At 48.0% G+C, this 20,769-nt stretch carries 15 protein-coding genes; 11 read left to right on the plus strand and 4 right to left on the minus strand.

Annotation, left to right across the window (positions count from 1 at the left end; translation table 11 throughout):
- Positions 1–6: 6 nt before the first annotated feature.
- Both D5S11_RS13025 and D5S11_RS13030 read left to right on the plus strand, forming a co-directional pair.
- On the plus strand, positions 7–1,002 hold the full coding sequence (locus tag D5S11_RS13025; RefSeq protein WP_108725131.1) for a DUF3048 domain-containing protein: 996 nt from the start codon (positions 7–9) through the stop codon (positions 1,000–1,002).
- A gap of 2 nt (positions 1,003–1,004) precedes the next feature.
- Positions 1,005–1,316 carry a YerC/YecD family TrpR-related protein gene (locus D5S11_RS13030; RefSeq protein ID WP_003155745.1) on the plus strand — a complete coding sequence of 104 codons (312 nt, stop codon included), beginning with the start codon at positions 1,005–1,007 and terminating at the stop codon, positions 1,314–1,316.
- Between the two features lie 35 nt (positions 1,317–1,351).
- Here D5S11_RS13030 and D5S11_RS13035 read toward each other — a convergent pair whose 3' ends face one another.
- Entirely contained in the window at positions 1,352–2,926 is a 1,575-nt protein-coding gene (locus D5S11_RS13035; RefSeq protein WP_032867582.1) for an FMN-binding glutamate synthase family protein, read from the minus strand.
- Between the two features lie 195 nt (positions 2,927–3,121).
- Between D5S11_RS13035 and pcrB the strand changes: the two genes are divergently transcribed.
- The 5 genes from pcrB (at position 3,122) to D5S11_RS13060 (ending at position 10,564) form a co-directional block, all read left to right on the plus strand.
- A complete protein-coding gene (pcrB, locus tag D5S11_RS13040; protein ID WP_108725130.1) occupies positions 3,122–3,811 on the plus strand; it encodes a heptaprenylglyceryl phosphate synthase in 690 nt (229 codons plus the stop codon).
- Positions 3,812–3,868: 57 nt separating this feature from the next.
- Entirely contained in the window at positions 3,869–6,088 is a 2,220-nt protein-coding gene (gene pcrA, locus D5S11_RS13045; protein WP_032867578.1) for a DNA helicase PcrA, read from the plus strand.
- A 24-nt stretch (positions 6,089–6,112) separates the two neighbouring features.
- The gene (ligA, locus tag D5S11_RS13050) at positions 6,113–8,119 is read left to right on the plus strand and encodes an NAD-dependent DNA ligase LigA (protein WP_015239322.1); all 2,007 of its coding nucleotides are present in this window, start codon (positions 6,113–6,115) and stop codon (positions 8,117–8,119) included.
- 15 nt (positions 8,120–8,134) lie between these two features.
- The gene (locus tag D5S11_RS13055) at positions 8,135–9,331 is read left to right on the plus strand and encodes a CamS family sex pheromone protein (protein WP_007408912.1); all 1,197 of its coding nucleotides are present in this window, start codon (positions 8,135–8,137) and stop codon (positions 9,329–9,331) included.
- A gap of 237 nt (positions 9,332–9,568) precedes the next feature.
- Positions 9,569–10,564 (plus strand): phosphotransferase enzyme family protein, encoded by a 996-nt coding sequence (locus tag D5S11_RS13060; RefSeq protein ID WP_039062736.1) that lies wholly within the window; start codon positions 9,569–9,571, stop codon positions 10,562–10,564.
- A 37-nt stretch (positions 10,565–10,601) separates the two neighbouring features.
- On the opposite strand, the gene D5S11_RS13065 is transcribed toward D5S11_RS13060, so the two are convergent.
- Positions 10,602–11,294: an MgtC/SapB family protein gene (locus D5S11_RS13065; RefSeq protein WP_003155735.1), complete on the minus strand. Its 693-nt coding sequence runs from the start codon at positions 11,292–11,294 to the stop codon at positions 10,602–10,604.
- Between the two features lie 120 nt (positions 11,295–11,414).
- Positions 11,415–12,893, minus strand: coding sequence for a sodium/proline symporter PutP (gene putP, locus D5S11_RS13070; protein ID WP_007408914.1), 1,479 nt, complete (start codon positions 12,891–12,893; stop codon positions 11,415–11,417).
- 421 nt (positions 12,894–13,314) lie between these two features.
- On the opposite strand from putP, the gene gatC reads away from it, so the two are divergent.
- Genes gatC through gatB form a run of 3 tightly spaced genes read left to right on the plus strand, consistent with a single transcriptional unit; the run spans position 13,315 to position 16,521 of the window.
- Entirely contained in the window at positions 13,315–13,605 is a 291-nt protein-coding gene (gene gatC / locus D5S11_RS13075) for an Asp-tRNA(Asn)/Glu-tRNA(Gln) amidotransferase subunit GatC (RefSeq protein WP_003155732.1), read from the plus strand.
- Between the two features lie 14 nt (positions 13,606–13,619).
- Entirely contained in the window at positions 13,620–15,077 is a 1,458-nt protein-coding gene (gene gatA / locus D5S11_RS13080) for an Asp-tRNA(Asn)/Glu-tRNA(Gln) amidotransferase subunit GatA (RefSeq protein ID WP_007408915.1), read from the plus strand.
- 13 nt (positions 15,078–15,090) lie between these two features.
- Entirely contained in the window at positions 15,091–16,521 is a 1,431-nt protein-coding gene (gene gatB, locus D5S11_RS13085) for an Asp-tRNA(Asn)/Glu-tRNA(Gln) amidotransferase subunit GatB (protein ID WP_003155730.1), read from the plus strand.
- 65 nt (positions 16,522–16,586) lie between these two features.
- Here gatB and D5S11_RS13090 read toward each other — a convergent pair whose 3' ends face one another.
- Positions 16,587–17,435 (minus strand): TetR/AcrR family transcriptional regulator, encoded by an 849-nt coding sequence (locus D5S11_RS13090; protein WP_032871752.1) that lies wholly within the window; start codon positions 17,433–17,435, stop codon positions 16,587–16,589.
- A gap of 128 nt (positions 17,436–17,563) precedes the next feature.
- On the opposite strand from D5S11_RS13090, the gene D5S11_RS13095 reads away from it, so the two are divergent.
- Positions 17,564–20,707: an efflux RND transporter permease subunit gene (locus tag D5S11_RS13095; protein WP_108725129.1), complete on the plus strand. Its 3,144-nt coding sequence runs from the start codon at positions 17,564–17,566 to the stop codon at positions 20,705–20,707.
- Positions 20,708–20,769: the final 62 nt, after the last annotated feature.

Here is a 20,769-nt window from a genome sequence, read left to right on the forward strand (position 1 = left end):
CGACATATGAAAAGATGGAAAACCGTTTGTATGCTTTGTTTTGCGTTTTTGCTGCTTGCCGCCTGCCGGCAGAACAATGCCGATCAGGTGCAGCCGAAAGAAGCGGAAGCTCCTTTAACGGGGCTGAAAACTGAGCAGAAGCTTGCAGAACGCCGTCCGATTGCAGTCGCAGTGAACAATCATCCGAAGGCGAGGCCCCAATCCGGGCTGTCAAAGGCGGATGTTGTCATCGAAGCGCTCGCGGAGGGCCGGATTACGCGGTTTCTCGCGATTTTTCAAAGTGAGATGCCGGAAACGGTCGGGCCTGTGCGGAGCGCGAGGGAATATTTTGTCACGCTCAGCAGCGGGTTTAACAGCATATTTGTCCATCATGGCTGGAGTCCCGGCGCAAAAAAGCAGCTGGAGTCCGGAGCTTACGATTATATAAACGGTTTGGATTTTGACGGAAGCCTGTTTTGGAGAGCCGATTTCAGCAAGCCGCCCCACAATTCCTACACGTCGTATGACAATATCAGGAAGGCGGCGGAACAAAAAGGATACAAGCTGAACGGAAAAACAGAACCGCTCCCATTTCAGACATCAGATGCAAAACCAGGAAATGAAACCTACAATATTCGGATAGATTATGGAACACAAAACATTACAAATCTTGTCGAATACGATTATGATAAAAAAGCTGATGCTTATACAAGAAGCTCTGATGGTGTGAAAGCGACAGACCGGGAGACCGGAAAGCCTTTAGCCATGCACAACATTTTTATTGTTGAAGCCGGCCATCGCATGACAGACAAAGATGGAAGGCGGGCCATCGATATTCAGTCAGGGGGGAAGGGCCTCCTGCTTCAGCACGGCGATGTTATGGAGTCAGACTGGGAATATAAAGACGGCCGTATTCTGCCCGTAAAAGGCAATGAGATTCTTCCGTTTGTGCCAGGAAAGACATGGATTAATATCGTGCCTGATCTCGATGCAGCTTCCATTAGTAAAGGAGAAGGTGTTTGACGATGCAAATCGATAAATTACGCGGAAAAGAACTGGACCAGTTATTTTTATCTATTTTATCGCTGAAAGATCTGGAGGAATGCTATCGTTTCTTTGACGATCTTTGTACGATTAATGAAATCCAATCGCTGGCGCAGCGTTTGGAAGTGGCGAGAATGCTCCGCGAAGGAAATACGTATCACAAAATAGAAAGCGAAACGGGTGCTTCCACAGCGACGATTTCCCGGGTGAAGAGATGCTTAAATTACGGTAACGACGCCTATGAAATGGCGCTTGACCGCGTAAACAAAGGAGAATCCTCCTCAGCTACGTAAAAAACCGCTCTGCCGATGACGGCAGGCGGTTTTTTTTATGCGTGCTGATTCAAAAGGCCGGGAAGTTCCCTCAGGCTTCCGTCTTCCTCCCGGTATACGATGTGTTCAGCTGAGAAATGAATCGGTGAGCTGATGCCCGCCGCCGCGGCGAGGTGAAACAGCCCTTCACGCAACGAGAGCACGTAGTTGCAGACGCGGTGCTGTTTATCCTCGATACTGAGCGCGCGCTGAAGTTTTGGATCGGTTGTCGCCACTCCGACAGGACAATGATTGGTGTGGCATACTTGAGCGCGGATACAGCCGACTGAAAACATCATTCCCCGGGCAATATTGACAAAATCCGCGCCTAACGCGAGGGCAACGGCAATCTTATCCGGAGTGAGCAGCTTTCCGGATGCGAAAATTTTCAGCTTATTTCTTATCCCGTATGTCTTCAAAAGGCCGTCAACAAGGGGGAGGCCGGTCAGAATCGGCAGGCCGACGGAATCCGCCAGCTCATGGAAAGAAGCTCCCGTTCCCCCTTCACTTCCGTCAATCGTAATAAAGTCGGGAAGTTTGCCTGATGAACTCATACAGGAAATAAGGTCTTCAAGGTCTTTGCGGCTGCCCGGGACAATTTTGATGCCGACCGGTTTTTCACCGACAGTCCTTAATTTCTCAATGAAATCAAGCATGTCCGGAACATTTGAGAACTCGTTGAAGCGGTTTGGGCTGTCAATGGATTGTCCGGGCTGCACATTTCTGATGGCGGCAATTTCTTCGGTTACCTTTGAACCGTCAATATGCCCGCCTCTTGCTTTCGCCCCTTGTGCAAGCTTTAATTCAAAGGCTTTAATCTGCTCGAGGCGGCTTTTTTTCTTGAATTCTTCCCACGAAAATTCTCCATCTTCGGTGCGGACGCCGAACAGCCCGGGGCCGATTTGGCAGATAATATCCGCGCCGCCTTTCAGGTGATACTCAGACAGGCCGCCTTCGCCTGTATTCATCCATGTGCCGCCGGCCTGGTGCAGCCCTTTTGACAGGGCGGTGATTGCCCTGTCGCCAAGTGAGCCGTAGCTCATCGCTGATTGTCCGATTAACCCTTTCACATAAAACGGCTTCTTGCATGTGTCGCGGCCGATCACTTGCACATCGTCCGGATGCAGGTAATAAGGGTCCGCTTTTGCTTTTTCGCGGTGTTCGCTGCGTTTCAGCAGGTTGTCTTTGTCAATCTTGTATACCATCGTGTCGATCTTCGGCGTCTGATCTGCGCGCAGCTCCTCCCTTTGTTTCGGGAAGAGGGCGTTACGGATATAATAGCCCGGCTGATCGAAATCCCGTTCTGAGCCGAAGCCCATCATTCTGCTCTTATACTTTCCGGACATGACCGTCTGTTCATATTCTCTCCGGGAAAACGGCTGTTCTTCGTTATCATTGCTGAATAAATACTGCCGCAGCTCAGGTCCGATTTTTTCAAATATATAGCGCAGTTTTCCCGCTGCGGGATAATTGCGCAGCACTGAATGTTCTTCCTGCTTTTCGTCTCTTATGTATATCCAGAGAAACAATGCGGCGGGAACTAAAATAATAAAAATCAATATACAAATCAGTACGATAATGGCTTGTTCCATTGAGATCAGACTCCTTGTCTTTTTTCTCTTTGACATTCCACATATTGTCTGTTTTCAAACATAGCCGTTTCCCGTCCGGCGGAGCGCAATCTTTTTTTGTGAATCAGGTGAATGACGTCTTTTTCCGTTTTTCCGGGCCAAACGAATTTGTTATAATGTTTAAATGGCAAGAAACGAATGGAGGAACGAAAACGCATGTACGATGTTAACGAGTGGAAGCATGTTTTTAAACTCGATCCGAATAAAGATTTACCGGATGAACAACTGGAACGGCTTTGTGAATCAGGGACTGACGCCATTGTGATCGGAGGAAGCGACAATATCACCGAGGACAATGTGCTGAGACTGATGTCAAAGGTGCGGCGGTTTTTAGTGCCGTGCGTACTTGAGGTGTCGACGATTGATTCCATTGTGCCCGGGTTTGATCTTTATTTCATTCCGAGTGTGCTCAACAGCAAAAAGGCGGACTGGATTGTCGGCATGCATCATCAGGCGATGAAAGAATACGGAGAGCTCATGTCAGTGGAGGAAATCGTGACGGAGGGCTACTGCATCGTCAACCCTGATTGTAAGGCGGCCGCTTTGACGGAGGCGGATACACATATAGAAACAGAAGATATTCTCGCCTATGCGCGGGTCGCGGAGCATTTGCTTCATCTCCCGATTTTTTATCTGGAATACAGCGGGATGCTGGCGGACATAGAAACGGTGGAGAAAACGAAGGCTGTGCTGGACAAGTCCGTCCTGTTTTACGGAGGCGGCATTAAAGACGCGGAAACGGCGGAACGGTTCGGCCGTCATGCCGATGTCATCGTTGTCGGAAATGCCGTATATGAAGATTTTGATCAGGCGCTTAAAACGGTGGCGGCTGTAAAGACAAAGTAGCCAAGCGGACGAAATTGATTTATGATAGAACATATGTTTGATAGGCGGTGAACGGATATGAATTACATTAGCAATCAATTATTAAGCGGATTAAATCCCGTTCAGCAGGAAGCGGTCAAGACGACGGACGGTCCGCTGCTTCTGATGGCGGGCGCGGGAAGCGGAAAAACACGTGTGCTGACGCACAGAATCGCATACTTAATGGCGGAAAAACACGTGGCGCCATGGAACATTCTGGCGATTACATTTACAAATAAAGCCGCCAGAGAAATGAAGGAGAGGGTAGAGAGCATTCTCGGACCCGGCGCGGATGAAATCTGGATTTCCACTTTCCACAGCATGTGCGTGCGGATTCTGCGCAGGGATATTGACAGAATCGGCATCAACCGAAATTTCTCCATTCTTGATACGGCTGATCAGCTTTCCGTTATTAAAGGGATTCTGAAAGAGCGGAATATCGATCCGAAAAAGTTTGATCCGAGAAGTATTTTAGGGTCCATCAGCAGCGCAAAAAACGAGCTGATCGAACCTGAGGAATTCGCAAAATCGGCCGGCGGCTACTACGATCAGGTCACGAGTGACGTGTATACCGATTATCAGAAAAAACTGCTGAAAAACCAATCGCTTGATTTTGATGATTTAATCATGACGACGATTAAGCTTTTCGAGCGTGTGCCGGAAGTGCTTGAGTTTTATCAGCGCAAATTCCAGTACATTCACGTAGACGAGTATCAGGATACGAACAGGGCACAATACCTGCTTGTGAAGCAGCTTGCGGCCCGTCTTGAAAATATCTGCGTCGTCGGTGACTCCGACCAGTCCATTTACAGATGGCGCGGGGCGGATATCGCGAATATCCTTTCCTTTGAAAAAGATTATCCGAGCGCAAACGTGATTTTGCTCGAGCAAAACTACCGCTCAACAAAGCGGATTCTGCAGGCGGCTAACGAAGTGATCAAAAACAACTCAAACCGCAAGCCGAAAAACCTGTGGACGGAAAATGACGAAGGCATCAAGCTTTCTTATTACAGCGGCGACAATGAATTCGGCGAAGGCCAATTCGTCGCGGGGAAAATTTATGAGCTGCACAGCTCGGGGCGGCGGAAGCTTTCCGATATCGCGATTTTATACCGGACAAACGCCCAGTCGCGCGTCATTGAGGAAACCCTTTTAAAATCCGGACTGAACTACAATATCGTCGGCGGAACCAAGTTCTACGACAGGAAAGAAATTAAAGACATTCTCGCATACCTGCGCCTTGTGTCAAACCCGGACGACGACATCAGTTTTACGCGGATCGTCAATGTGCCGAAGCGGGGCGTCGGCGCCACTTCGCTAGAAAAAATCGCTTCATATGCGGCGATGAACGGAATGTCAATGTTCCAGGCGATCAAACAGGTTGATTTCATCGGCGTCAGCGCGAAAGCGGCAAACGCGCTTGACGGCTTTGGCGCGATGATTGAAAATCTGACGAACATGCAGGATTACCTGTCCATTACGGAACTCACGGAAGAAATTCTCGAGAAAACGGAATACAGAGAAATGCTGAAGGCCGAAAAATCAATCGAAGCCCAAAGCCGCCTTGAAAATATCGACGAGTTTCTTTCCGTGACGAAAAACTTCGAACAAAAAAGCGAAGACAAGTCTCTCGTTGCGTTTCTGACTGATTTGGCGCTGATTGCGGATATTGACCAGCTCGACCAGAAGGAAGAGGAATCAGGCGGAAAGGATGCCGTCACTTTAATGACACTGCACGCCGCTAAGGGGCTTGAATTTCCTGTCGTGTTCTTAATGGGCATGGAAGAAGGCGTGTTCCCGCACAGCCGCTCCCTGATGGAAGAAGCCGAGATGGAAGAAGAACGCAGGCTCGCATATGTAGGCATTACGAGGGCGGAAGAAGAACTGTATTTAACGAATGCCAAAATGCGCACCTTATTCGGCCGCACCAATATGAATCCGGAATCCCGCTTTATCAGGGAAATACCTGGCGATTTATTGGAGAACCTAAATGAGAAGAAAACACCTCGCATGCAGCCGGGAAGAAAAGTGCAGCAAAAACGCGGGCCCGTATCCCGTCCCGTTTCCTATGCGAACAAAACAGGCGGCGACTCGCTCAGCTGGGCGGTCGGCGATAAAGCGGGCCATAAAAAATGGGGCACCGGAACGGTTGTCAGCGTAAAAGGAGAAGGCGAAAGCACCGAGCTTGATATCGCATTCCCGAGCCCAGTCGGCGTGAAGCGTCTGCTTGCCGCTTTTGCGCCGATTGAAAAGCAGTAACCTGAAGAGGAAAGGAAGAACATGATGGACAAAGAAACAGCGAAACACCGGGCAGAAGAATTGCGCCGCACCATCGATCAGTACAGTTATGAATATTACACCTTAGATGAACCGAGCGTGCCGGATTCCGAGTACGACAGACTGATTCAGGAGCTGATTGCCATAGAGGAAGAGCACCCGGAACTCAGAACGCCTGATTCGCCCACACAGCGGGTCGGGGGAGCGGTGCTTGAATCGTTTCAAAAGGTGCAGCACGGCACGCCGATGCTCAGTCTCGGCAACGCATTTAACGATGATGATCTGCGCGATTTTGACCGCCGGGTCCGTCAGGCTGTCGGTGACGGCGTTGCTTATAATGTGGAGCTGAAAATAGACGGTCTTGCTGTTTCTCTCCGTTATGAAGACGGCTATTTCGTCAGAGGCGCGACAAGAGGAGACGGAACGACGGGCGAAGATATCACGGAAAACTTAAAAACGATCCGCAACATTCCGCTGAAAATGAAACGGAATCTTTCCATAGAAGTGCGCGGAGAGGCGTACATGCCGAAACAGTCATTTGAAGCGCTCAATGAAGAAAGGCTGAAACATGAAGAGGAGCCGTTCGCCAATCCCCGGAACGCGGCTGCGGGCTCACTCAGACAGCTCGATCCGAAAATTGCAGCGAAACGAAATCTTGACATCTTCGTCTACAGTATAGCGGAGCTTGACGAAATGGGTGTGGAAACACAGAGTCAGGGCCTGGATTTTCTGGATGAGCTCGGTTTTAAAACAAACCAGGAACGGAAAAAATGCGCCACGATAGATGAAGTCATTGAAATGATCGAAGAGCTGCAGGCGAAGCGGGCCGATCTCCCGTATGAAATTGACGGAATCGTCATCAAAGTCGATTCGCTCGACCAGCAGGAAGAGCTCGGGTATACGGCAAAAAGCCCGCGCTGGGCGATTGCTTATAAATTCCCGGCGGAAGAGGTCGTGACAAAACTGCTCGATATCGAACTGAATGTCGGAAGAACGGGCGTCATTACGCCGACCGCCGTTCTGGAACCGGTAAAAGTCGCGGGAACGACGGTCTCAAGAGCATCCCTTCACAACGAAGATTTAATTAAAGAGAAGGATATCCGCATTCTCGATAAAGTGGTCGTCAAAAAAGCGGGCGACATCATCCCTGAGGTCGTCAATGTCTTAATCGAACAGCGGACCGGGGAAGAAAAAGAATTCAATATGCCGACCAGCTGCCCTGAGTGCGAAAGCGAACTTGTCCGCATTGAAGGAGAAGTCGCGCTGCGCTGCATCAATCCGGAATGTCCGGCGCAGATCAGAGAAGGCCTGATTCACTTTGTCTCACGCAACGCGATGAATATTGACGGACTCGGAGAACGTGTCATCACACAGCTTTTCCGTGAACATCTCGTCCGTAATGTCGCTGATTTGTATAAGCTGACGAAAGAGCAGGTCATCCGGCTTGAGCGGATGGGGGAAAAATCAACTGACAATCTGATCAGCTCCATCCAAAAGTCGAAAGAGAATTCGCTGGAACGCCTGCTGTTCGGTCTCGGCATCCGTTTTATCGGCTCAAAAGCGGCCAAAACACTCGCCATGCATTTTGAAAGCCTGGAAAATCTGAAACAAGCCACGGAAGAAGAGCTGCTTGCGGTGGATGAAATCGGCGAAAAGATGGCCGATGCCGTTATCACCTATTTCCGCAAAGAAGAAATGCTTGAGCTATTGAATGAACTTGAGGAACTCGGTGTGAACACACTCTACAAAGGCCCGAAAAAAGTAAAAGCGGAGGACAGCGACTCTTATTTTGCCGGCAAAACCATCGTGTTGACCGGAAAGCTTGAAGAGCTGTCCAGAAATGAAGCCAAGGCGCAGATTGAAGCGCTCGGCGGAAAGCTGACGGGATCTGTCAGCAAAAAAACAGACTTGCTGATTGCCGGAGAAGCGGCCGGAAGCAAGCTGACAAAAGCGCAGGAATTAAATATTGAAGTATGGAATGAAGCACAGCTATTGGGAGAGCTAAAGAAATAAGAGGAGTGTTTTCTATTGAAAAAGATGTTGGCATTGGCGGCGACGGCAACGGCGGCAGTACTCATGCTGTCGGCCTGTTCGCCGAGTTTCGGGGGGAACAAAGAGGAAGAGATCACGCAGAAAACGGCAAAGTCTTCTGAAAAAGCGATCATACCGAAATATAATATCTCTGATTCCTACTATAAAATGGTGCTTCCGTTTAAGGCCGGAAAAGCGCGCGGCCTGACTGCGGACCGGCTGAACACGAGGCTGGACATCGATGAATTCGAGACGGGTCTGATGCGGCTCGCTCAAGACACGTTCCCGACGGATGACTATTTGTATCAGGAAGGCCAGTATTTAGATGAGGACACGGTACTCAGCTGGCTTGACCGCAAAAAAGAAGGCAGTGATCTGAAAAAGGCGAAAAAGGCAGATTCCAATTTTCAGAATCTCGGCTTAAATCCCGTGCTGCCAAGCTCGGGATCGGCAAAAGAGAAAAATGAAAACAGCCCGATTTACTTAGCGTCCATGCTTGAGCAGGATTACTTAGTAAGAAAAGATAAAAATTCCATCCAGCTTGGCGGTATCATGATCGGTCTCGCTCTCAACTCTGTATACTATTACCGTGAAAACACAGGTGATCCGCAGCAGGAAGTGGAGCTCAGTGACAAAACGATCCGCAGCCACGGTGAAGAAATCGCTCAGGAAGTCGTTAACCGCCTTCGGAAAATGGATAACCTGAAAAATGTGCCGATTACCGTCGCCCTTTATAAACAAGCGCCGAAAACATCAATCGTACCGGGGAATTACATTGCAAAAACAGAAGTCAAAGCCGGCTCATCCACCATTTCAAACTGGGATGATGTCAAAGAAAAGTACGTCTTCTATCCGGCGGATACAGACACGGCAAAGAAATACCCTGATGATTCCGAAGTATTTAAACGCTTCAAAAACGCCATCGACAGCTACTTCCCGAATTACACCGGAGTCGTCGGAACGGCAATGTACGAAAACGATGAAATGAGAAAAATGAAGATTGAAATCCCGATGCAATTTTACGGGAAAAGCGAAGTCATCGCCTTCACCCAATACTTAACAGGTGAGCTGATGGATTATTATTCAAAAGGCTCAGTTGATGTCGAAATTAACATTACCTCGTCTGATGGGCAGGAAGCGCTGATCGTCCGCAATGCGGGTGACAAAGAACCGACCGTCCATATTTACGATTAACCAAGATGCCCTTGTTCATTTCTGTATGAGCAAGGGTTTTTTTAATGTGAATATCGTTGGAGCGAGGAATGAGGTATGTTAAGATATTTGTATAATCAGGAATTAACAGGAAAACACATTTCATTTCTAAGCGGATGTTACTAATCTGCTGTGAAAAAAGAAGGGCAGGAATGTTGATGAATGACATTTGCTGAGTACACACACCGCCTACAAACGTTATGAAAAGGGTGAATCAGCATGCATAAAGATATTAAAGCGATTTTTGAGGAAGATAAGGTGCTCGCTGAAGCAGGTGAAATATACGGCTTTACCAAGTTTCAATTTATCGCGGACGCAGAGAACTACGTATATGAAATTGTGAAAGATAACGAACCTTATATTTTAAAAATTACGCATACGATCAGAAGAACACCGGAATATATTCTCGGAGAAATGGAATGGCTTCATCATCTGGCAAAGGGAGGGCTTTCAGCAGCAAAGCCGATTCCTTCATTAAATGGCAAAGATGTCGAAGAAGTGCCGGATGGAAAAGGCGGAGCGTTTTTAGTAAGAGTCTATGAAAAAGCGCCCGGACGCAAAGTGGAGGAATCAGACTGGAACGGAACTCTGTTTTACGAGCTTGGAAAGTACACGGGGAACATGCACCGGCTGACGAAAAGCTACCGTCTGAGCGATCCGACATATAAAAGGCAGGAATGGGATGAAGAGGAGCAGCTGAAGCTGAGAAAATACGTGCCCGCAGATCAGCATCTCGTATTTGAGCGGGCGGATGCTCTAATGGAAAAACTGCGCCGTTTGCCGAAGAACCCTGAAAACTACGGCCTTGTGCACGCCGATCTGCACCACGGCAATTTCAATTGGGACAACGGAAAAATCACTGCATTTGATTTTGATGATATCGGCTACAATTGGTTTGTGAATGATATCAGTATTCTGCTGTACAACATGTTGTGGTATCCGGTCATCCCGTATGAAGACAAGGCCGCGTTTACGGGTGAATTCATGACTCACTTTATGAAAGGCTACAGGGAAGAAAATGACCTTGATCCCGCCTGGCTTGAACACATCCCGGATTTCCTCCGGCTGCGTCATATGCTGATCTACGGATTATTGCATCAGGCGTTTGACCTCAATTCACTCGGGGACGAGGAACTTGAGATGCTGAAAACCTTCAGGCGCGATATCGAAAATGAAACCCCGATTACGGAGTATAACTTTTCTGCATTCGTATAAATAGAAAAACGCCGGCTGAATCCAGCCCGGCGTTTTTTTATAGCGTATCACACTTCACTCCGACGACACCTTGAATTTCTTTAATATCATAATAGACGTCAGTGGTGTAGCGGTTTTTATGAACACTGACTTTCACTTCCATAATCGGAAATTCTTTTTCGCCCAGATCATCAATCCGGACGGAGTGAATGCGGAGCTGTTTGCTTTTCATTTCCTTTAAAATCTCGGTCATTTTGTCTTTATCGGAAAGAGACATTCTCACGCGGATATCTTTTTCCTTCAAGCGGTTGGGACCGATTTTTCTGATCAGCCACGGAAGAAATTCGACGCTGATCAGGATAAACAAGAGGCTTGCGAACGCCTCTTTATAAAAGCCGGCGCCTGTAGCCAGACCGAGCCCGGCTGCGCCCCAGATGATGGCCGATGTCGTCAGGCCGGATATGACGTCATTGCTTTTACGCAGGATCACACCCGCGCCAATAAAACCGACGCCGGAAATGATTTGGGCGGGAAGGCGGAGCGGATCCATCATGATTCGGTAATATTTTGGGAAATGATATGCCGCATTAATGCTGACGATCGTCAGCATACAGGAGCTGACGGCGATGACGATACAGGTTTTCAGTCCGAGCGGTTTGTTTTTCAGCTCGCGTTCAAGACCGATGATCATGCCGATCAGCGTGGCAATGCCCAGCTTTAATAAAATGTCTGGTTCGATAGGCCAGCTCAATTTGCACAGCACCTCCGCAATTTTTCTTATAATAAATTGATATGATTTTCTCACAGTATTTATAGCAGGACAAGTGCGGAAGAAAAAAGCCGTCAGGGATAAAATCTGACGGCTTTTTGTCTATTTCTTGTTTTTCAAAAGAGCTTCCATCCGGCTGAACAGCTGATAAGAAGCATCGGCCGGTTTTTTGGTCAGCAGGCTGACGGCAATACCGGCAATCAGACTGAGGAAGAACCCCGGAATGATTTCGTATACGCCGGTTGAAGCGGCAAGCCCTGTCGTGATCCAGATTAAAACGGCCGCGGCCCCGGTAATCATCGCCGCAAGCGCTCCCCATTCATTCATCCGTTTCCAGTACAGACTGAGCAAGAGCGCCGGGCCGATAGCCGAACCGAAGCCTGCCCACGCATATCCGACCAGATCAAGAATGGTGCTGTTCGGATTCATGGAAAGCAAAATGGCGATAACGGCCACGATCAATACCGACAGGCGTCCGGTCATGACCAATTCTTTATCGCTCGCTTCCCGTCTGAAAAAGGCGCGGTATAAATCTTCCGTAATGGCGCTTGCCGTTACGAGAAGCTGTGAGGAAATGGAACTCATGATCGCCGCTAAAATCGCGGACAGCAAGAAGCCCGTAATCAGCGGATGGAACAAGATTTTAGAAAAAATAATGAAAATCGTTTCCGGATCTTTTACGGAGACTCCGAAGTGATGAGAATACGCAACCCCGATAATCCCGGTAAGCAATGAACCGACAACTGAAATAACCATCCAGCTCATCCCGATTCTGCGGGCGGGTTTTAAATCTTTCACTTCTTTAATCGCCATAAATCGTACGATGATATGAGGCTGGCCGTAATAGCCGAGTCCCCATGCCAAATAAGAAATAATGCTAATGACGCTCGCGCCTTTAAAGATATCCAATAGTTTCGGGTTAACGGCGTTGATCGAATCAATCGTCGTTGAAACGCTCCCGAGCTGGGTAAAAGCAACGATCGGCACAAGCACTAATGCCGCAAACATGATCGCTCCCTGTACAAAGTCAGTCAGACTGACAGCGAGGAAACCGCCAAACAGCGTGTAAAGCACAACAACACCGGCCGTTAAAAACAAACCGAATTTGTAGTCGGCGCCGAATGCCGATTCAAATAACCTGCCTCCGGATACCATCCCGGACGATGTGTACAGTGTGAAAAAGATCATAATAATCACGGCGGAAACAATTTTCAGCAATGATGACGAGTGGCGGAACCGTTTATCGAAAAAATCGGGAATCGTAATCGCATCATCCGCAACTTCCGTGTAAGCGCGCAGCCTCGGAGCAAGCAGCAGATAATTTGAATACGCGCCGATCGTCAAACCGAGCGCCAGCCATAAGGTCGATAACCCCGTTGCGAACATTGCGCCGGGAACTCCCATCAGCATCCATGCGCTCATATCGGCCGCACCTGCGGACAGCGCCGTTACGAACGGGCCAAGTCCTCTTCCGCCCAGCATGTAATCATTAATATTCGTTGTCTTCCTGAATGCGTACCAGCCGATTAACAGCATGGCAGCAAAGTAAATGCCAAGAGATATAATTAATTCAATACTCACGTTTTTGGACCCTCTCTTCTTTCATGTAAATGTTGCATCACCTCTGTAGATTAGTAGTGCCGGAATATGCGCCGGCGATCCAGCCTTTAGTCATCATTCCGTGCGGATCGCATGATTTAGTGCTGGCTATGGTTACTAAACCTAACAAAGTATCCCCGATCAATCAACTCTCGAAACCTGGCCCGCTCAAGGAAAAAATCCCCGCCAACATAGAACAGCTTAGAGATGAAAACGCTACCAATAAATTATAAAAGTAAAAATTTTCTGACATATAATTCGTTTCTCTTTCTCCCCGATTTAGGATAAAATAGAGAGGGTTTCATCATGCCTCAGAAGGCGGCGTTTTGTTGCTTTAGAGGGCTCGTTTTTGATATGATCAGTATTATATGACGAAACGGAGAATTATGCGGAGGTGGATCTTATGTCACGAATTTCTATAGAAGAAGTAAAGCATGTCGCTCATTTGGCGAGACTCGCCATTACGGATGAAGAAGCTGAAATGTTTACAGAACAGCTTGACAGCATCATCTCGTTTGCCGAGGAGCTTAATGAAGTGGACACGGATAACGTGGAACCGACAACACACGTGCTGAAAATGAAAAACGTAATGAGAGAAGATGAAGCGGGTAAAGGCCTTCCGGTCGAGGATGTCATGAAAAATGCTCCCGATCATAAAGACGGCTATGTCCGTGTGCCATCTATTCTGGATTAAAGGAGGGAGACAGTATGTCATTATTTGATCACAAAATCACAGAACTGAAACAAATGATACATAAAAAAGAAATCAAGATTTCCGATCTTGTTGATGAATCTTACAAACGGATCGCATCCGTGGATGATAAGGTGCAGGCGTTTTTACAGCTTGATGAAGAAAGAGCCCGCGCTTACGCGAAAGAACTTGACGAAGCGGTTGACGGACGGTCTGAACACGGTCTTCTCTTCGGAATGCCGATCGGCGTCAAAGACAACATCGTGACCAAAGGGCTTCGCACCACATGCTCAAGCAAAATCCTCGAAAACTTCGATCCGATTTACGATGCGACGGTTGTGGAGCGCCTTCAAGCCGCTGAAGCCGTAACGATCGGAAAGCTGAATATGGACGAGTTCGCGATGGGTTCTTCTACTGAAAACTCCGCGTACAAAGCGACGAAAAACCCTTGGAATCTCGATACGGTTCCCGGCGGATCAAGCGGCGGTTCCGCAGCTGCGGTTGCCGCGGGCGAAGTCCCGTTTTCACTCGGATCTGATACGGGCGGCTCCATCCGCCAGCCGGCTTCTTTCTGCGGCGTCGTCGGATTAAAGCCTACATACGGACGTGTGTCGCGTTACGGTTTGGTCGCTTTTGCGTCTTCACTGGACCAGATCGGGCCGATCACAAGAACCGTAGAAGATAACGCATTCCTTCTTCAGGCGATTTCAGGCCCGGACAAAATGGACTCTACGAGCGCCAATGTCGAAGTGCCGGACTTTCTTTCTTCATTAACTGGCGATATTAAAGGCTTGAAAATCGCCGTACCGAAAGAATATCTCGGAGAAGGCGTCGGCAAAGAAGCGAAAGAATCGGTTTTAGCCGCTTTAAAAGTGCTTGAAGACCTCGGAGCGACATGGGAAGAAGTATCTCTGCCGCACAGCAAATACGCGCTTGCGACGTATTATCTGCTGTCTTCTTCCGAAGCGTCTGCAAACCTTGCGCGCTTTGACGGCATCCGCTACGGCTACCGCTCAGACAATGCGGACAACCTGATCGACCTTTATAAACAGACACGCTCTGAAGGCTTCGGCAACGAAGTGAAGCGCCGCATCATGCTCGGCACCTTCGCGCTCAGCTCCGGCTACTATGACGCGTATTACAAAAAAGCGCAAAAAGTGCGCACGCTTATTAAAAAAGATTTTGAAGACGTATTTGAGAAATACGATGTCATCGTCGGACCGACAACGCCGACACCGGCATTCAAAATCGGCGAAAAAACCAGCGATCCGCTCACAATGTACGCCAACGATATTTTAACGATCCCTGTCAACCTCGCGGGTGTGCCGGGAATCAGCGTGCCGTGCGGATTTGCGGACGGACTGCCGCTCGGACTGCAAATCATCGGAAAACACTTCGATGAAGGCACTGTATACCGCGTCGCTCATGCTTTTGAGCAGGCAACAGATCATCATAAAGCGAAACCTGAACTGTAAGGGGTGAAATGAAGTGAACTTTGAAACGGTAATCGGACTTGAAGTCCATGTGGAATTAAAAACAAAATCTAAAATTTTCTCAAGCTCACCGACGCCATTCGGCGCGGAAGCGAATACCCAAACGAGCGTCATCGACCTCGGCTATCCCGGCGTGCTGCCCGTTTTGAACAAAGAAGCGGTCGAATTCGCGATGAAAGCCGCAATGGCTTTGAACTGCGAAATCGCAACGGATACGAAGTTTGACCGGAAAAACTATTTCTACCCGGACAACCCGAAGGCATATCAAATTTCTCAATTTGACAAGCCAATCGGCGAAAACGGCTGGATCGAAATCGAAGTCGGCGGAAAAACGAAAAAAATCGGCATCACCCGTCTTCACCTTGAAGAAGATGCGGGAAAACTGACGCATACGGGCGACGGCTATTCCCTCGTTGACTTCAACCGCCAGGGCACGCCGCTTGTCGAGATTGTATCTGAGCCGGATATCCGCACACCGGAGGAAGCTTACGCATATCTCGAAAAGCTGAAATCAATTATCCAATACACAGGTGTTTCCGACTGTAAAATGGAAGAAGGTTCACTGCGCTGTGACGCCAACATTTCCCTCCGTCCGATCGGCCAGGAGAAATTCGGCACAAAAACGGAGCTGAAAAACCTCAACTCTTTCGCATTCGTGCAAAAAGGCCTTGAGCATGAAGAAAAACGCCAAGAGCAGGTGCTTCTGTCAGGCGGAGTCATTCAGCAGGAGACGCGCCGCTACGATGAAGCGACGAAAAAAACCATTTTGATGCGTGTCAAAGAAGGTTCGGACGACTATCGTTATTTCCCTGAGCCTGACCTTGTCGAGCTCTACATTGATGACGAATGGAAAGAACGCGTAAGAGCAACCATTCCTGAGCTTCCGGATGAGCGCCGCAAGCGTTATATCGAAGAGCTCGGCCTGCCGGCTTATGACGCAATGGTTCTGACGCTGACGAAAGAAATGGCTGACTTCTTCGAAGAAACGGTCAATAAAGGCGCAGAAGCCAAGCAGGCATCAAACTGGCTGATGGGTGAAGTCTCAGCTTACCTGAACGCCGAACAAAAAGAGCTTGAGGATGTCGCACTGACTCCTGAAGGCCTTGCCGGCATGATTAAGCTGATTGAAAAAGGAACCATCTCGTCCAAAATCGCGAAGAAAGTCTTTAAAGAATTAATTGAAAAAGGCGGCGACGCAGAAAAAATCGTCAAAGAAAAAGGCCTTGTTCAGATTTCTGACGAAAGCGTGCTTCTGAAGCTGGTAACAGATGCGCTTGACAGCAACCCGCAGTCAATTGAAGACTTCAAAAACGGAAAAGACCGCGCGATCGGCTTCCTTGTCGGGCAGATTATGAAAGCCTCAAAAGGACAGGCCAACCCGCCGATGGTCAACAAGATCTTACTTGAAGAAATCAAAAAACGATAAAAAAAAGCAGCCGCCTGTAAGGGCGCTGCTGACATGGAGACCGGTAAGCGCCGGTCTCTTTTTTTTTATAAGCTGAAATAGGTTTCAATGGAAGCCCGCAGCATTTCAATCTGCTCATTTCCGCTGCCTGCCAAGTTGGACAGCATTCCTTTAATAATCGGTTTTCGCGGCTCTTCTTTTGCACATTCCTCTTCAATGACTTCAAGCGATACGAGGACGTCCTCAGGCAGCTCCTGCTGTGTTTTAATCTTTTGAATATCCGCAAGCAGTCTTTCTCTGTCCGCCGCGGGCTGAGTGAAGATATCCTCAGGCAGCAGCGGATCGGGATTGTCTCTTATCAGCCCCGTAATCAGATCATCGATTCTGGCAATCAGAAAGGCCGCCACGTTTTCCGTCCGGAATGCCGTATGTTCATTAAAAATCAAGAAATGAATATAGGAGCTCACAATTCCTTGCGCCATAACGGACGCATCCGCTAAAAACGGTGTGACGGCATCTCCGTAAACGGAGAGCAACGCATCCCGATACAGCATGTTAAATTGAATATTGGCCTCATGAAAATACTGTTTGACCTTTTGATTTTCAGGAATGACCTTTTCGCTCAGCAAGAGGATGATAAAGTCCTTGTGTTCCATAAATTCCTGGAATTGATATGCGATTTGTTTTCGGAATACGTCCTTAGGCGGTTTATGTTGATGTTCTGTTTTGATTTTCTTTATTTCTTCCATAGACATGCCGATGTAATACTCACATGCTGAGAGCAAAAGGTCTTCTTTTGATTTGAAATGGAGATAGAAGGCCCCTTTTGAAATTCCGCATTCACCGGCGATTTCCTGAATGGTTGTTGAAGAAAACCCTTTTTTGGCAAATAAATGGATGCCTGTTTTTATGATTTTCTCTTTTTTTTCGTTCATGACGTGCTTCCCCTTAATCCTGAAAAATTTAGAAAAATTTACTGCCTTATTAGTTGACGATGTTGAGTTATACCGTTTAGTATTATATAGAATGACCAGTCAGTCAATAAAAATTAACGGAGGACATGATGAACCACATTATTAACTTTGTACTGAAGAACAAATTCGCAGTTTGGCTGATGACGATTATCGTTACTGTAGCAGGGCTGTATGCCGGTCTGAATATGAAGCAGGAATCCATACCGGACGTCAACATGCCTTACCTTTCAGTAAATACGACTTATCCCGGAGCTGCTCCGAGTCAAGTTGCGGATGACGTGACAAAACCGATCGAGCAGGCGGTCCAGAATTTAGAAGGAGTGAGCGTCGTAACGTCCACATCCTCTGAAAACGTCTCATCGGTTATGATTGAATATGATTACAACAAGGATATGGACAAGGCGAAAACCGAAGTCGCTGAAGCGCTGGACAGTGTCAGCCTTCCTGACGACGCGAAAAAACCTGACATTTCCCGTTACAGCCTCAACTCTTTCCCGATTTTGACGCTCAGTGTGACAAGCGGCAAAAGCTCGCTTGAAGACCTGACCAAAAATGTGGAAAACACTCTCGTACCTAAGCTTGAAGGCATTCAGGGCGTTGCGTCCGTGCAAGTTTCCGGACAGCAGGAAGAGCAGGTGGAATTCTCTTTCAAAGACAAAAAAATGAAAGAGTACGGACTTGATGAAGATACCGTCAAGAAAGTGATCCAAGGCTCTGACGTCAATACGCCGCTTGGATTGTACACGTTCGGCAACAAAGAAAAATCAGTTGTCGTTAACGGAGATATTACGTCAATTAAAGATCTGAAAGATATGAGAATTCCGGTCACATCTTCTTCTGCCGCTCAAGGTCAAACGGGCGGAGCCGGTGCGGCATCTGCGGCGGACGCTCAGGCTATGCAGCAGGCACAGCAAAGCGCGGCAGCAGGGGTGCCGACAGTCAAGCTTTCTGACATTGCCGACATTAAAGATGTGAAAAAAGCTGAATCCATTTCCCGCACGAACGGAAAGGACAGCATCGGAATTAATATCGTAAAAGCCAATGACGCCAACACGGTAGAAGTGGCCGATGCGATTAAAGATGAACTGAATCAATACAAAAAAGACCATAAAGGGTTCAAGTACAGCTCGACTCTTGATATGGCAGAGCCGATTACAGAGTCGGTGGATACGATGTTAAGCAAAGCGATTTTCGGCGCGATTTTTGCGGTCGTGATCATTCTCTTATTCTTAAGAGATATTAAATCAACGATGATTTCTATCGTTTCCATCCCGCTGTCACTGCTGATTGCGCTTCTTGTGCTGAATCAGCTTGATGTCACATTGAACATAATGACGCTCGGTGCGATGACGGTCGCCATCGGACGGGTAGTCGATGATTCGATTGTCGTGATCGAAAACATTTACCGCCGCATGAGGCTGAAAGATGAACCTTTACGCGGGAAGCAATTGGTGCGTGAAGCGACGAAAGAAATGTTTAAACCGATCATGTCATCAACGATCGTAACCATTGCCGTATTCCTGCCGCTTGCCATGGTCGGCGGACAGATCGGCGAACTGTTTATGCCGTTTGCATTAACAATCGTCTTCGCGCTTGCCGCATCGCTGTTGATTTCGATCACACTGGTGCCGATGCTTGCGCACAGCTTATTCAAAAAATCGCTCACAGGCGCGCCTGTTAAAGCGAAAGAGCATAAGCCGGGCAGATTGGCCAATTTCTATAAAAAAGTGCTGAATTGGTCATTAAGACATAAATGGATTACATCTATCATCGCGGTTCTGATGCTTGTCGGCAGTTTGTTCCTCGTACCTCTGATCGGCGCGAGCTACCTGCCTGCGCAAGCGGACAAAACGATGCAGCTCACATACACGCCTGAACCGGGCGAAACGAAAAGCGAAGCTGAAAAAGCTGCGCAAAAAGCGGAAGACATGCTGCTTAAACGCAAACATGTCGATACCGTTCAGTATTCATTAGGCTCGCAAAGTCCGCTCGGCGGAAGCTCAAACGGCGCATTGTTCTACGTGAAATACGAGGATGACACGCCTGATTTTGACAAAGAAAAAGACAATGTCTTAAAAGAAATCAAAAAAACATCCAGCCGCGGCGAATGGAAATCACAAAATTTCAGTTCGTCAGGCAACAACAACGAATTAACGTACTATGTGTACGGAGATTCAGAGTCTGATATTAAAGGCACGGTCAAAGACATCGAAGGCATCATGAAAAAGCAGAAGGATCTGAAAGACGTCAACTCAGGCCTTTCCAGCACATATGATGAGTACACGTTCGTCGCTGACCAGGAGAAACTCAGCAAGAAGGGCCTGACGGCTTCGCAAATCTCCCAAGCCCTGATGTCCCAAACGTCACAGTCTCCTTTGACAACGGTGAAAAAGGACGGCAAAGAGCTTGATGTGAACATCAAAACAGAAAAAGACCAGTATAAGAGTGTAAAAGAATTAGAGGATAAAACCATCACATCGCCTGCAGGCCAAGAAGTAAAAATCGGCGATGTGGCGAAAGTGAAAAACGGCACGACATCCGATACCATTTCCAAACGCGACGGCAAAGTGTACGCTGACGTAACGGCAACCGTCACTTCTGACAACGTCACGAAGGTGTCATCAGCCGTTCAAAAGAAAGTTGACAAACTGGATCACCCGGACAATGTATCGATTGATACCGGCGGTGTATCAGCGGATATAGCTGATTCCTTTACGAAACTCGGCTTAGCAATGCTTGCCGCAATCGCCATCGTATACCTCGTTCTTGTGATCACGTTCGGCGGAGCATTAGCGCCGTTTGCGATTCTGTTCTCGCTTCCGTTTACAGTCATCGGCGCATTAGCCGGACTGTATGTATCCGGAGAGACGATCAGTCTGAATGCCATGATCGGTATGCTGATGCTGATCGGAATCGTCGTCACAAATGCGATTGTCTTAATTGATCGCGTCATCCATAAAGAAGCGGAAGGCTTATCGACGAGAGAAGCGCTCCTGGAAGCCGGCTCTACGAGATTGCGTCCGATTCTGATGACGGCGATCGCGACAATCGGCGCCCTGCTTCCATTGGCATTGGGCTTCGAAGGCGGAAGCCAGGTCATTTCTAAAGGACTCGGTGTCACTGTTATCGGCGGTTTAATCAGTTCGACTCTGCTTACCCTTCTGATTGTGCCGATCGTATATGAAGTATTAGCGAAATTTCGTAAGAAAAAACCTGGAACGGAAGAAGAGTAAGACAGCGGGCCTTGGCTCCTTAAACGGAGCCGGGGCCTTTTTTCTTCTGGCAATTTCTGTAC

This window comes from Bacillus sp. L75 (assembly GCF_003676355.1).
Taxonomy (GTDB): domain Bacteria; phylum Bacillota; class Bacilli; order Bacillales; family Bacillaceae; genus Bacillus; species Bacillus velezensis.

What these genes read in the sequence shown, in the direction of transcription:
- D5S11_RS13090 (WP_032871752.1), bottom strand. Translation starts at nt 17,435, where the DNA reads ATGAACGAAAAAAAAGAGAAAATCATAAAAACAGGCATCCATTTATTT.
- D5S11_RS13035 (WP_032867582.1), bottom strand. Translation starts at nt 2,926, where the DNA reads ATGGAACAAGCCATTATCGTACTGATTTGTATATTGATTTTTATTATT.
- ligA (WP_015239322.1), top strand. Translation starts at nt 6,113, where the DNA reads ATGGACAAAGAAACAGCGAAACACCGGGCAGAAGAATTGCGCCGCACC.
- D5S11_RS13095 (WP_108725129.1), top strand. Translation starts at nt 17,564, where the DNA reads ATGAACCACATTATTAACTTTGTACTGAAGAACAAATTCGCAGTTTGG.
- D5S11_RS13030 (WP_003155745.1), top strand. Translation starts at nt 1,005, where the DNA reads ATGCAAATCGATAAATTACGCGGAAAAGAACTGGACCAGTTATTTTTA.
- pcrA (WP_032867578.1), top strand. Translation starts at nt 3,869, where the DNA reads ATGAATTACATTAGCAATCAATTATTAAGCGGATTAAATCCCGTTCAG.
- gatC (WP_003155732.1), top strand. Translation starts at nt 13,315, where the DNA reads ATGTCACGAATTTCTATAGAAGAAGTAAAGCATGTCGCTCATTTGGCG.
- D5S11_RS13025 (WP_108725131.1), top strand. Translation starts at nt 7, where the DNA reads ATGAAAAGATGGAAAACCGTTTGTATGCTTTGTTTTGCGTTTTTGCTG.
- D5S11_RS13060 (WP_039062736.1), top strand. Translation starts at nt 9,569, where the DNA reads ATGCATAAAGATATTAAAGCGATTTTTGAGGAAGATAAGGTGCTCGCT.
- pcrB (WP_108725130.1), top strand. Translation starts at nt 3,122, where the DNA reads ATGTACGATGTTAACGAGTGGAAGCATGTTTTTAAACTCGATCCGAAT.
- gatA (WP_007408915.1), top strand. Translation starts at nt 13,620, where the DNA reads ATGTCATTATTTGATCACAAAATCACAGAACTGAAACAAATGATACAT.